This window comes from Amycolatopsis bullii (assembly GCF_014654205.1).
GTDB classification, from domain to species: domain Bacteria; phylum Actinomycetota; class Actinomycetes; order Mycobacteriales; family Pseudonocardiaceae; genus Amycolatopsis; species Amycolatopsis plumensis.
The window spans coordinates 25815-39153 of the sequence record NZ_BNAW01000018.1; the positions used below are offsets into that span (position 1 = coordinate 25815).

Below are 13339 nucleotides of genomic sequence, written 5' to 3' on the forward strand. Positions count from 1 at the left end.
TCGAGGTGTCACCTGAAGGTGTGACGCCGAAGGCCTCCCCACCAGTCGGCGGGGAGGCCTTCAAACGCGGTCTTACTTGGCCTTCGTGGCCGTCGAGCTGCGCTTGGCCGCGGTCGTCTTCGCGGCCGCCGCCTTCTTGGTCGTGCCCGCCTTGACCGTCTTCGCCGTCGTCGACGCCGGCTTGCGCGCCGGCGCCTTCCGCTTCGGCGCCGGCCCCTTGGCCCGCTTCTCCGCCAGCAGCTCGGCCGCCCGCTCCGCGGTCAGCGACTCGATTTCGTCGCCCTTCCGCAGCGTCGCGTTGTACTCGCCGTCGGTCACGTACGGGCCGAACCGGCCGTCCTTGACCACCATCGGCTTGCCCGACACCGGGTCGTCGCCGAGCTCCTTGAGCGGGGGCTTCGCCGTGGCGGACCGCCCACGCTGCTTCGGCTCCGAGTAGATCTTCAGCGCCTCTTCGAGCGTGATCGAGAAGAGCTGGTCCTCGGTCGAGAGCGAACGCGAGTCCGTGCCCTTCTTGAGGTACGGCCCGTAGCGCCCGTTCTGCGCGGTGATCTCGTCACCGGACTCCGGATCCTTGCCGACCACGCGCGGCAGCGAGAGCAGCTTCAGCGCGTCGTCCAGCGTGATGGTCTCGATGTCCATCGACTTGAACAGCGAGCCCGTCCGCGGCTTCGGCGCCTTCGCCTTCAGCGCCTTCTTCTGCGCGGCCGTGGCGTCCTCGGGGATCTCGATCTCCGGCAGCACCTCGGTCACGTACGGCCCGAAGCGGCCTTCCTTCGCGACAATCTCGTGGCCGCTCACCGGGTCGGTGCCCAGCGTGCGGCCCTCCTGCGGGGTCGCGAACAGCTTCTCCGCGATCTCCTGCGTGAGCTCGTCCGGCGGCAGGTCCTCCGGCAGGTTCGCGCGCTGGGAGTTCCCGTCGACCTCCCGCTCCAGGTACGGCCCGTAGCGGCCGACGCGGACCACGACGGTGTGCCCGTTCTCGTCGCTGAACAGCGGGATCGAGTTGATCTCGCGCGCGTCGATGTCCTCGACGCTGCCCTCGACCAGCTTCTTCAGGCCGCCGAGGCGGCCGATCGAGCCGTCGACACCCATGTCGCCGCCGAAGTAGAACTTCGACAGCCACTGCGCGCGCTGCTCGTCACCGGCCGCGATGCGGTCGAGCTCGTCCTCCATGCCGGCGGTGAAGTCGTAGTCGACCAGCCGCTCGAAGTGCCGTTCCATCAGGCCGATCACGGCGAACGCGACCCACGACGGGACGAGCGCGGAGCCCTTCTTCCAGACATACCCGCGGTCCTGGATGGTCTTGATGATCGACGCGTACGTCGACGGGCGGCCGATGCCCAGCTCTTCCAGCTTGCTGACCAGGCTCGGCTCCGAGTACCGGGCCGGCGGCGACGTCGTGTGCCCGTCCGGGCTCAGCTCGGCCGCGGTGAGCGCCTGGTCCTTCTCCAGCACCGGCAGGCGGCTCTGCTTGTCGTCGGCCTCGCCACCGGTCTCGGTGTCGACCGCCTCGACGTACGCCTTGAGGAAGCCAGCGAAGGTGATCGTGCGGCCCGAAGCGGCGAAGGTGCACTCCTCGCCCGAGGTCGCGTTGCCGACGATCCGCACGGACATCGTGGTGCCCTTGGCGTCCGCCATCTGCGAGGCGATCGTGCGCTGCCAGATCATCTCGTAGAGCCGGAACTCGTCGGTGTCCAGCTCGCCCGCGACCTGGCCCGGCGTGCGGAAGACCTCGCCCGACGGCCGGATCGCCTCGTGGGCCTCCTGCGCGTTCTTCACCTTGCGCGTGTACTGGCGCGGCGTCGGCGAGACGTACTCCTTGCCGTACAGCTGCGTGGCCTGGCTGCGCGCGGCCGAGATCGCCGACTCCGACAGCGTCGTGGAGTCGGTACGCATATAAGTGATGTAGCCGTTCTCGTACAGCTTCTGCGCGATCCGCATGGTGCGCTCCGAGGTGAACCGCATCTTGCGGCCCGCCTCCTGCTGCAGCGTCGACGTCATGAAGGGCGCGTACGGCTTCCGCGTGTACGGCTTCTCCTCGACGCTCGCGACCTTGAAGTCACGCTGCTTCAGCGCCTCGGCCAGGCGCCGCGCGTCGGCCTCCGCGAGCACGCGAATCTCGGTGTTGGACGCCTTGAGCTGCCCGTCCGAACCGAAGTCGCGGCCGGTGGCCAGGCGCGCGCCGTCGACGGCCACGAGCCGCGCCGGGAAGTTCCGCGGCGAGGCCTCCTCACCGGCGTCCATCGTCGCCGAGATGTCCCAGTAGGACGCCGAGGTGAAGCGCATCCGCTCGCGTTCGCGCTCGACCACGATCCGGGTCGCCACCGACTGCACGCGGCCCGCCGAAAGTTTCGGCATGACCTTCTTCCACAGCACCGGCGAGACCTCGTAGCCGTAGAGGCGGTCGAGGATGCGGCGGGTCTCCTGGGCGTCGACGAGGTCGGCGTCGAGCTCACGGGTCGAGTCGGCGGCCGCGCGGATGGCCTGCTCGGTGACCTCGTGGAAGACCATCCGGCGGACCGGGACCTTCGGCTTCAGCGTCTCGAGGAGGTGCCACGCGATGGCCTCGCCCTCGCGGTCGGGGTCCGTGGCGAGGTAGAGCTCGTCGACGTCCTTCAGCAGGCCCTTCAGCTCGGTGACCTTGGACTTCTTGTCCGGGGTGACCACGTAGAGGGCCTTGAAGCCGTTGTCGACGTCGACGCCGAGGCGCGCCCAGGACTCGCCCTTGTACTGGGCGGGCACGTCGGCGGCACCACGCGGCAGGTCGCGGATGTGCCCGACGGAGGATTCGACGACATAACCGCCGCCCAGGTAGGGGGCGATCTTGCGGGCCTTCGTCGGCGACTCGACGATGACCAGCCGCCGGTGCCCGGCGCCGTTGCCCGCCGCGGCTCCGTTCTTCTTGGTCCGTGCTCCTGCCACGCTGTCCTGCTCTCCGCTCATCTCGTCCCGCCGCCGCGGGACTGCACCACGTCCCTGCCGGGGCCCGTGTCTCGACCTGCCAGTGTGCACGCTGTTCCCGGCCGGACGGCGCGGAGGTGGCCCAACACGCCGCCGGTCCTGTGCCCAGCGCATCGCCGCTGACCTCGACGATGTTTCCCCAACGTACCTGTCACGTGATTTCGGCCACGTCGTGCGCAGCCTAGCGCGTGACCGTCCGGATACCCTCCGTTCGACGGTGGTGGGCGCGGGGATGTCACCGCTTCACTGGTTTCCCCGTCCAGCCGAAAGGACCCGCCATGACCCGACGCCTGCTCGGCGCGCTGTTCACCGCCGCGACCGCCACAGTATTGCTGGGGGCCACTCCGGCGAACGCGGCCGCCGCGAACTTCGCCGGCACCGTGGCCCTGTCCAACTGCTCGGGCTCGGTGGTCAAGCCGGCCGCGACACCCGACACCGCGCCCGCGCTCGTCATGTCCAACGGGCACTGCCTCGAAACCGGTTTCCCCGCGCCGGGCCAGGTGATCACCAACCGCGCCTCCAGCCGGACGTTCACGCTGCTGACCGCCAGCGGCAGCAACAAGGCCACGCTCCGGGCCAAGAAGATCGTCTACGGCACGATGACCGACACCGACGTTTCGCTGTACCAGCTCACCACCACCTACGCGCAGATCAAGGCGAACTACGGGATCTCGCCGTTGGAACTGTCGAACGCCCACCCGTCGGCCGGTGCCGCGATCGACGTCGTTTCCGGTTACTGGAAGCGCATCTATTCCTGCACCATCGACGGGTTCGTCTACCGGCTGAAGGAGGGCAGCTGGACCTGGAAGGACTCGATCCGCTACACGTCCGCCTGCCAGACCATCGGCGGCACCTCCGGTTCGCCGATCGTCTCCGGCGGCAAGGTCGTCGGCGTGAACAACACCGGCAACGAGGACGGCGAGCGCTGCACGGACAACAACCCGTGCGAGGTCGACCAGGCCGGCAACGTCACCGTGCACTACAAGACGAACTACGGCCAGGAGACCTACGGCATTCCCGCGTGCCTGACCGCGGCCAACGAAATCGCCCTCACCCAGGCCGGCTGCACCCTGCCCCGGCCCTGACGCCACGCTCGCACCCGGTCAGGCCGTGCTCGTCACGGCCTCCGGGTGCGGTTGCGGTTCCGCGCCGGGCCACGCCGCTTCGGCGCCCGGCGGCGGCTCCCCGATCAGCTCCAGCAGTGCCTCCAACCGGCGTTTCCCGGTGACCTTCACGGCCGGGACCTCGGCCTTCGGGCCGGTCAGCTTCGCCGCGACACCCAACGGCGTCAGCGCTTCGACGAGCCGCTCGTGCATGCCCGGCGCGAGCGGATCCACGCCCAGCAGGTAACCCTGTGTGCCGGGACGGCCGCCGGCCAGCGCCCACATCCGCAGCATCGCGCCGCTCAGCCGGAAGCCGTCCGGCACCGCCTTGCCCGAGTCGTCCTCGACCGGGCCCGCGCAGCCCGCACGCAGCCACCGCACCGCCAGCGGCAGCAAGTCGACCCGGAACGACGTGCGCACCTGCGGACGGCCGCAGTCGGCCTTCGACACCTGGGCGTCCGCACCGCGGCAGCGGAACTCGCGCGCCAGGATGTGTGCCCGCCACGGCTCCTCGACGACCACCGACAGCCGGGCGGCGGTGCGCCCGAAGCCGGTGATCTGGCCGTGGCAGCACAACAGGCCGGCCAGGTCGCCCAGGCCCGGCCCGCTGGCCTCGGCGGAGAACAGCGAGATCGTCCGATCCACCGCGCCATACTAGAACACAAGTTCGATCAGCGGCAGGTCTCGCGGGGATCTTCAGCCGGCAGGCTGATCCAGCCGGCGGCAGGCCGGAGCGCGCTGTTCCGCCGCCGCCAAGGCTGGGACGTCCTTGATGCCCTTCAGGTAGTCGAGCGCGTCGATGCGGTCGAGCGTCGCCCTGGCCTGGCCGAGGGCGTCCTTCGTCGCCGCCGCGTTCCCGCGGGCCGCCTCGATGCGCCGGCGCGCGTTCTCGGCCTCGGCCCGGATCCCGGCGAACTGCGCGATGACGTCCTTGCGGCCGGTGTCGGCCGAGGGCGACGGCGGCGCGCCGAGCGCCTTCAGCCCGGCCAGGCTCTGGTCGAGCCCGCCGACCACTGAAGAAAGGAGGTCACTGGAGGTCCGGGACGCCTTCTGCGGCGTGCTGGGGTCGACGGCGGGGAGCGCCGCGAGCGCACGGACCAGGTGCGTCACCGCGTCGCAGTAACCGGCCGCCCAGCTCACCGCGGGATCGGCCGGGGGAACGACGGTCGACGCCGTCAGGTCGCGGTCGCGCGGCGGGGCCTGCTCGGCGGCCGGCTGCCCGCACCCGGCGAGACAGATGGCGATCGTCGTGGTGAGAGCGGCGAAAACGGTCGACCGCTGCCGCACTCGCGTACCTCCTGCCCGACGGCGTCCCGGCAGGCCCGACGGTACCGACTCGGTGGTGCTTCGCAAGTCGCCGGGCCTTTCTGGGACGGCCTGCCCGGGCACGCCCCGGGCCCGGCACGCGTTGCCGCGCACCGGGCCCGGGGCCACCCTGGAACTCAGGCCTTGATTTCGGCCGGGGTGTCGGAAATGACCGTCCCCCGCCGCTTCGAGACCACGATCGCCGCCACGATCACCGCGACCGCGACGAGCGAGATGATGATGCGGACGGCCGCGTTCTCGTCGGGACCGATCGAGAACTGCACGACGGCGGGCGCGATCAGCACGGAGACCAGGTTCATCACCTTGATCAGCGGGTTGATCGCCGGGCCGGCGGTGTCCTTGAACGGGTCACCCACGGTGTCACCGATGATGGTGGCCTCGTGCGAAGCCGAGCCCTTGCCACCGTGGTTGCCGTCTTCGACCAGCTTCTTCGCGTTGTCCCACGCGCCACCGGAGTTGGCGAGGAAGATCGCCATCAGGGTGCCGCAGGCGATCGCGCCGGCCAGGTAGCCGGCGAGTGCGCCGGTGCCCAGGCCGAAACCGACCGCGATCGGGGCGAAGACCGCCAGCAGACCCGGCGTCGTCAGCTCGCGCAGCGAGTCGCGCGTGACGATGTCGACGACCTTGCCGTACTCGGGGCGGGTGGTGCCCTCCATGATCCCCGGGATGTCGCGGAACTGCCGGCGCACCTCGAAGACGACCGCGCCGGCGGCGCGGGAGACCGCGTTCACCGCGAGGCCGGAGAAGAGGAACACCACGGCCGCACCGATGATCACGCCGACGAGCGTGTTCGGGCTGACGATCTGGTTGACGAACGACTTCGCCGTGTCGAGACCGGTGACCACGCCGGTGCCCATGCCCGACAGCGTCTTCGTGATCGCATCCGAGTAGGACCCGAACAGCGCCGTCGCCGCGAGGACCGCCGTGGCGATCGCGATGCCCTTGGTGATCGCCTTGGTGGTGTTGCCGACCGCGTCGAGCTCGGTGAGGATCTGCGCGGCCTTCTCGTCGACGTCACCGGACATCTCGGCGATGCCCTGCGCGTTGTCCGAAACCGGGCCGAAGGTGTCCATCGCGACGATGACGCCGACGGTGGTCAGCAGGCCGGTGCCGGCCAGGGCCACGGCGAACAGCGCGATGCCGCCGCCCAGCAGGTACGCGCCGAACACGGCCGCGCCGATCACGAGCGCGGTGTACACAGCGGACTCGAACCCGACCGAGATACCGGACAGGATCACCGTCGCCGGGCCGGTTTCCGACGTGCGGCCGACGTCCTTGACCGGCTTGTACTCGGTGCCGGTGTAGTAGCCGGTCAGCTTCAGGATGACCGCGGCGAGCACGATGCCGATGATCACCGCGATGGTCGCGATGACCGCCGGGTTGCCGCTGCCCTCGAAGCCCGGGCCGAAGTCGGAGAAGCTGCTCGGCAGGTACACGAACGCCGCGATGGCCGACAGCACCGCGGAAATGACCGCAGAGATGTAGAAGGAGCGGTTGATCGTGACCAGGCCGCCCTCGCCGGCGCGCGCCTTCGTGATGTAGACACCGATGACCGCGGTGATGACCCCGATGGCCGGGACGATCAGCGGGAAGATCAGGCCGTGCACGCCGAAGGCGGTGCTGCCCAGGATCAGCGCGGCGACCAGCATCACGGCGTAGGACTCGAAGAGGTCCGCGGCCATGCCGGCGCAGTCACCGACGTTGTCGCCCACGTTGTCCGCGATGGTCGCGGCGTTGCGGGGGTCGTCCTCCGGAATGCCCTGCTCGACCTTGCCGACCAGGTCCGCGCCGACGTCGGCGGCCTTGGTGAAGATACCGCCGCCGACACGCATGAACATCGCGATCAGGGCGGCGCCGAAGCCGAAGCCCTCGAGCACCTTGGGCGCCTGGCCGGTGTAGACCAGCACGACGACCGCGGCACCGAAGAGGCCGAGGCCGACGGTGATCATGCCGACCACGCCGCCGGTGCGGAACGCGACGCGCATCGCCTTCTCGCGGCCGCCTTCCTCCCGTGACGCGGCCGCGACGCGCAGGTTCGCCTGCGTCGCCAGCCACATGCCGAGGTAGCCGATCGCGAACGAGAAACCCGCACCGACCAGGAAGAAGATCGAACGGCCGATCTTCTCGTTCCAGTCGTCCGCGGGAAGGATGAAGAGCAGGAGGAACACGATCACGCCGAAGATGGCGAGGGTGTTCCGCTGCCGCTTGAGGTACGCGGCCGCGCCTTCCTGCACCGCCTTGGCGATGTCCTGCATCTTGGCGGTGCCCTGGCCTGCGGCCAGCACCTCCTTGAGCAGGACGTAGCCGATGACGAGTGCGGCAAGCGCGACCACGGCGACTACACCGACAATCGTGTAGCCACCTCCGGAGAGCGAGATATTCCCGCCGCCCTCCGCGAGGAACTGCCGTGACATTCGTCCTCCATGAGACGTCGCCGTGCGCCAGCGTCGACGGCAAGCCGAGGGTTCGACACGGCCGACGCTGGCATGGACCCTGTACCGAGCGACACGCTAGCCGGGCAGCAATGCACGTCTCACATGACGCTCGCCACAGAGGGTGTGGATTGCGGGAGTGTATTGGTATCGCAACCAGCGTCTTCACGCCGTCCCGGGGACGGTACATTCCGTTACCTTGTGAGCCTCCTCACTTGATCGATCACCCTTTCGCCGATCCGTTGGCGCAGCTGGGGATGGGCGGAACTGTCGGACCCCTGTGCCAAGCTCGGCGGGTGGACGAATCACGTGGGCAGCGGCTGCTGAGGCGGGTGACCGCCGGCATCCCGTCGCGCGAGCACCCGGTCACGCACGTCGCGGACCTGCCGGGCCGCGCCGCGCACTACGCAGAGTGGCCGTCATGGGTGGATCCGGCCGTTGTCGCTGCGCTGCGTGACTGCGGTGTCTCCGCTCCCTGGGCGCATCAGGCGGAGGCCGCGTCGCACGCGTACGAGGGCCGGCACGTCGTGATTTCGACCGGGACGGCCTCGGGCAAGTCGCTCGCCTACCAGCTGCCGGTGCTGTCGCGGCTGGCCGCGGGCGAGAAGACGAACGCGCTGTACCTGTCGCCGACGAAGGCGCTGGGCGCGGACCAGCTGCGTTCGGTGTCCTCTTTGGACGTGCCGGGGGTGCGGGCGGCGTCGTTCGACGGGGACACGCCGATGGCCGAGCGCGACTGGGTCCGCGCCCACGCGAACTGGGTGTTCACCAACCCGGACATGCTGCACCGCGGGATCCTCTCGGCGCACGGCCGGTGGGCCACGTTCTTCCGGCGGCTCAGCTGCGTGGTCGTCGACGAGTGCCACAGCTACCGCGGCGTCTTCGGCTCGCACGTCGCTCTGCTGCTTCGCCGCCTTCGGCGGGTGGCTGAGCACTACGGCGCTTCGCCGGTCTTCGTGCTCGCTTCGGCGACGACGGCTTCGCCTGCTTCGTTCGCTTCGCGGTTGACGGGCGTGTCGTGTGTCGCCGTGACGGAAGACGCGTCGCCGCGCGGGGCCCGCACGGTCGCGTTGTGGGAGCCGCCGCTGCTGGACGAGCTGACCGGGGAGAACGGCGCGCCGGTCCGGCGTTCGGCCGGGGCGGAGACGTCGCGGATCCTCGCCGACCTGGTGCTGGAGGGCGCGCGATCGCTGGCCTTCATCCGGTCGCGGCGGGGTGCGGAACTGGCGGCTCTGGGCGCGCGCCGGATTCTGTCCGAAGTGGACCCTTCCTTGGTGGAGACCGTTGCGGCGTATAGATCCGGCTACCTGCCGGAGGAGCGTCGCGCGCTGGAGGCGGCGCTGCTGTCGGGCCGGCTGCTGGGGGTCGCGACGACGAACGCCCTGGAGCTCGGCGTCGACATCGCGGGCTTGGACGCGGTGGTGCTGGCGGGCTACCCGGGCACGCTCGCGTCGTTCTGGCAGCAGGCCGGCCGGGCGGGCCGGTCCGGCGATTCGGCGCTGGTGGTGTTCGTCGCGCGGGACGATCCGCTCGACACCTACCTGGTGCACCACCCCGCGGCGCTGCTTTCCCGGCCGGTGGAGACGGCGGTGCTCGACCCGGCGAACCCGTACGTGCTGGCGCCGCAGCTCGCGTGCGCCGTGGCCGAGTTGCCGTTGACCCTGCCCGAGCTGGAGGTGTTCGGCGGCGCGGCGGCTCAGGAGGTGCTGGCCGAGCTGGCGGAGCAGAAGCTGGTGCGGCGCCGGTCGAGTGGCTGGTACTGGACGTCGCGGGACCGGCCGCACGCCGAAGTCGGCATCCGCGGCACGGGCGGGGAGCAGATCGCGGTGGTCGAGTCGGATTCCGGCCGGATGCTCGGCACGGTCGACCCGGGTTCGGCCTGCTTCGCCGTGCACCCCGGCGCGGTTTATCTGCACCAGGGGGCGTCGTACGTCGTCGACGAGCTGGATCTGGAAACCGGGCTGGCGCTGGTGCACGCGGAAAACCCGGACTGGACGACGACACCGCGCGAAGTCGTGGACATCTCGGTGCTGAGCACCCAGGAGAAGCACGACTACGGCGGGGTGAGCGTCTGCCTCGGCGAGGTGGCCGTGACGTCGCAGGTGGTCGGCTACCTGCGACGGCGGCCGTCCGGGGAGGTCATCGACCACACGCCGCTCGACCTGCCGGAGCAGAGCCTGCGTACGCGGGCGGTCTGGTACACGGTGTCGTCTTCGCTGCTCGGTTCCGCCGGCTCGGATGGTTCCGATGGCTCGGGTGGTTCCGATGGCGAGGTGGGGACCGGGGGCCATCGGGTGGGGACCGAATCTGCGGGGCCGGTGGGGACCGGGGAGGAGACCCAGGCGGACGGTCGGGGGCCCGTTCGCGAGGGTGGCAGGACACCGGGGGGTGCCGGATTGGTTCCGGCACGGGTCCCCGGTGCCCTGCATGCCGCCGAGCACGCGGCGATCGGCCTGCTACCGCTGTTCGCTACGTGCGACCGGTGGGACATCGGCGGGGTGAGTACCGCGTGGCACGAAGACACCGGGGAGGCGACGGTGTTCGTGCATGACGGGCATCCCGGGGGTGCGGGATTTGCCGAACGCGGTTATGCCGCGATTGTCCCGTGGCTGGCCGCAACGCGGGAGGCGATCGTCTCCTGCGAGTGCCCGACGGGGTGCCCGTCCTGCGTCCAGTCGCCGAAGTGCGGGAACGGCAACGAGCCGCTGGACAAGGCGGGGGCAGTGGCTGTGCTGGGAACCGTGCTCGGGGCGTTGCGTCAACACGGCACCTAGAACGGCCACTTGGTGGTTCATGGAGTTGTGTCCTGCTCCGCCTCGGCCGGGCTGGGACCGGCCGGTGGCGGTGGTTCTGGTTCAGGCCGCGCTGGTCTGGACCAGCTGCGGGGCTTCGGCGCCGGCCAGTGCGCGGACGAGCACGTCGTGCACCTCGGTGGCGTCCGGCAGCTGCCAGCCGCAGACCTCGGGCTTGACGCGCCAGTGCACGACACCGTGCTGGAACGGCGACGGCGGCAGCGGGATGTAGCTGCCCTTGCCGTGCCACTGGATCCCGGCGCGCGACGCCAGCTCGGCCGGCACGCGGTCGGCGACGGTGGTGAGGAAGAGCCAGCGGCCGTTCGGCAGCGCGATGATGGGCGCGGGGTGGCCGAGGGCGCGGAGGAGGCGGCAGGCGCGCTTGCCGAGTTCGTCGTCGACCTCGATGGCGTCGAGCACGGTGCCGGTGGCGACGAGCAGGCTGTGGGTGCGGTCGGAGAACCAGGTGGCGACCTCGTGGGCGTGGGTGCCGAGCTGCTCGCGCCAGCCGTCAATGGCCGGAACCGGACGGCGCCAGGTGAGGTCTTCGCCCTCGGTGAGCGGAGCGGGGTCGACGCCCGGGAGCACTGGCCAGCCGCGCCAAGCGAGGCCGATCGCCTCCGCCCGCAGTTCGATGCGGAAGGCACCGCGCCAGCTGTCCGGCCAATTCGCGTCCAACATTGTCTTTCCTGCCTTAGGTTCCGGTTCTCCGCGACCCGCTAAACCCTGCCGTGGTGTCGCACATCTCACTTAACGGCAAGTTGCACATTGCTCGGAACCCCCACGCGACAACCGGTGGTTACGAGGCGATGAACGCCCAGTGATCCGTACGGCCCGACCGAACCCCGCGCGCGGATGGACGGCGAACGGCGACCGCACACCGGACCGTTCGTCGTGGGAAACCGCGGGATCCGCGGGGTTCCGGCCGCCTGTCCGAGGGGGCGAGCGCACCGGTTCGGCCCAGGTGAGCAGCCGATTCGACCGCTCGCCGTGCACCGACGACCGCTGCCCGTGACAATCAGCCGCTCATCGTCCGGCCGCGCGGATCAGCCGGTCACCGCCCCATACCGACCGGTCGGCGTCCGCCGGGCGCGACAGGTGGGTGGCCTGAGGCGCACCAGCGACGGCGGTGGGTGGCGTTCTGTCGCAAGTCCGCGACAGGGTCGGCGGCTGCGGACAGGCTGGATCCGCTACGGCCGCACCAGCGCTCCAGGCTTCGATGCCGCGGGAGGGGGGGCGCGCTGTCGCAACCGCGCGACAGTGTCGCGAGCTGCGGACAAGGCCGGGATACGCCACGAGCGCCGCCGAGAGGCGGCAATCGCACCGCACTCCGGACGCGGGTGGTGGCGCGCTGTCGCCACCGCGCGACACCGTCGCGTGCCGCGGACAGACCGAGGGGCCGCTACAAGAGGCAGCACCCACACCCGCATGTCCGCTCCGGGCACCGCGGATAGGGCTCGCGCTGTCGCCCACCGCCGCGTGCCGCGGACGGACCGAGGGCCCGCCACCGAGGCAGGACCCGCACCGGCACGTCCGCTCCGGCCACCGGGGGTGGCGCGCTGTCGCAACCGCGCGACAGTGTCGCGAGCTGCGGACAACGCCGGGATCCGCCACGAGCGCCGCCGAGAGCCGGCGATCGCACCGCACTCTCGCCGCGGATGGTGGCGGCCTGTCGCCACCGCGCGACACCGTCGCGTGCCGCGGACAGACCGAGGGCCCGCCACCAAGAGGCAGCACCCACACCCGCATGTCCGCTCCAGCCGCCGGGGTGGCGCGCTGTCGCAAACGCGCGACACCGTCGGGTGCTGCGGATAAGGCGGTCGGCCGCCACGGCCGCCGTCAGGAGGGGGCGTCTCCGCTCCAGCGGCCGCGGGCGGTGGTGCAGTGTCGCGAACGTGCGACACCGTCAATGTCGTGCGGACCGTGCGGGTCCGCCCGGAGGCGGGCGCGATGGTTCACCCGCCGGCTCCGAGTGGGCGGATGGGTGTGCCGCCGAGGCCGCTCGGTGACAGGGCCGTGGGTGGGTGGGATGGCTCGTCCGCCGGTCCGGCGCGGGCGTGGGCGGATGGGCTCGGCAAGCCCGCTAGGGCCGGGCCGGGCGCCTCCACTTCGACCAGCGCGTCGAGCTGTTGCCAGCGGCAGGTCCGGAGCCGCACTCCCATGCTGTCGGCCACCCACCTGGCGCGTTCGCACGCCCGGGCCGGGCCTTCGCTCGCGTGGGAGGCTGCGGCCAGCGCACCCAGGTCGGCCGCTGACTCGGCCTGATGGCGCGCCATCACCGTCGCTCCCAGCCACAGCGCGAACGTGGCCACGGCCGCCAGGGCCGCCACTGCCATTGCCGTCCAGATCGTGGCCGCTCCCCTGTCCGAGGCGGCCCGCGTTTCAGCCTGGGGCATGCGTCACCTCCGCGCCCGGCTCGGCCACCGCGTAGGCCGTTGCGCCGAGATGGATGGCCGGGAGGAGGCCGGCCGCCGGGTGGGCCGTCACCTTGGCCGTGATCCTGTCGCCGATTTGCTCGAACGTCAGGTTCGCGCCCGGCGGGGCTATCTCGTGGGCCGCGGCCGCTGCCTCCTGCGGCTGGCCTCGGGCCAGCAGCCGCGCTGCTTCGCGGGCCGCGTCCGTGCAGCGCAACTGGCTCGTCAGCAGCGTGAGGCCCGCGAGCAGCAGGACCGTCACCACCGCCAGGCCGGCCAGTCCGAGCGCTGCCTCGACCGTCACCGAG

Annotated in this window: 9 protein-coding genes; 2 read left to right on the plus strand and 7 right to left on the minus strand. The window is 71.0% G+C overall.

The annotated features are described in order from the left end of the window. Window positions 1-72: 72 nt before the first annotated feature. A complete protein-coding gene (gene topA, locus IE317_RS21050) occupies window positions 73-2946 on the minus strand; it encodes a type I DNA topoisomerase (protein ID WP_191312616.1) in 2874 nt (957 codons plus the stop codon). Between the two features lie 296 nt (window positions 2947-3242). On the opposite strand from topA, the gene IE317_RS21055 reads away from it, so the two are divergent. Beyond that, complete coding sequence (locus IE317_RS21055; protein WP_191312618.1) at window positions 3243-4049, plus strand: S1 family peptidase; 807 nt, start codon at window positions 3243-3245, stop codon at window positions 4047-4049. A gap of 18 nt (window positions 4050-4067) precedes the next feature. Here the strand turns inward: IE317_RS21055 and IE317_RS21060 are convergent, their stop codons facing one another. The 3 genes from IE317_RS21060 to IE317_RS21070 form a co-directional block, all read right to left on the minus strand. Continuing rightward, the gene (locus tag IE317_RS21060) at window positions 4068-4712 is read right to left on the minus strand and encodes a hypothetical protein (RefSeq protein ID WP_191312620.1); all 645 of its coding nucleotides are present in this window, start codon (window positions 4710-4712) and stop codon (window positions 4068-4070) included. 51 nt (window positions 4713-4763) lie between these two features. Continuing rightward, entirely contained in the window at window positions 4764-5354 is a 591-nt protein-coding gene (locus tag IE317_RS21065; protein WP_191312622.1) for a hypothetical protein, read from the minus strand. A 155-nt stretch (window positions 5355-5509) separates the two neighbouring features. Next, window positions 5510-7807, minus strand: coding sequence for a sodium-translocating pyrophosphatase (locus IE317_RS21070; RefSeq protein WP_191312624.1), 2298 nt, complete (start codon window positions 7805-7807; stop codon window positions 5510-5512). A gap of 275 nt (window positions 7808-8082) precedes the next feature. Here IE317_RS21070 and IE317_RS21075 point away from each other — a divergent pair, with 275 nt between their 5' ends. Beyond that, window positions 8083-10599: a DEAD/DEAH box helicase gene (locus IE317_RS21075; protein ID WP_229902823.1), complete on the plus strand. Its 2517-nt coding sequence runs from the start codon at window positions 8083-8085 to the stop codon at window positions 10597-10599. A gap of 81 nt (window positions 10600-10680) precedes the next feature. Here the strand turns inward: IE317_RS21075 and IE317_RS21080 are convergent, their stop codons facing one another. The 3 genes from IE317_RS21080 to IE317_RS21090 all read right to left on the minus strand — a co-directional run bounded on the left by IE317_RS21080 (window position 10681) and on the right by IE317_RS21090 (window position 13335). After that, entirely contained in the window at window positions 10681-11298 is a 618-nt protein-coding gene (locus IE317_RS21080; RefSeq protein WP_191312626.1) for a bifunctional DNA primase/polymerase, read from the minus strand. Between the two features lie 1274 nt (window positions 11299-12572). Next, complete coding sequence (locus IE317_RS21085; protein ID WP_191312628.1) at window positions 12573-13013, minus strand: Rv3654c family TadE-like protein; 441 nt, start codon at window positions 13011-13013, stop codon at window positions 12573-12575. Next, window positions 13000-13335, minus strand: coding sequence for a TadE family type IV pilus minor pilin (locus tag IE317_RS21090; RefSeq protein WP_191312809.1), 336 nt, complete (start codon window positions 13333-13335; stop codon window positions 13000-13002). Before IE317_RS21090 ends, IE317_RS21085 begins: the two co-directional genes overlap by 14 nt. Between the last annotated feature and the right edge of the window lie 4 nt (window positions 13336-13339).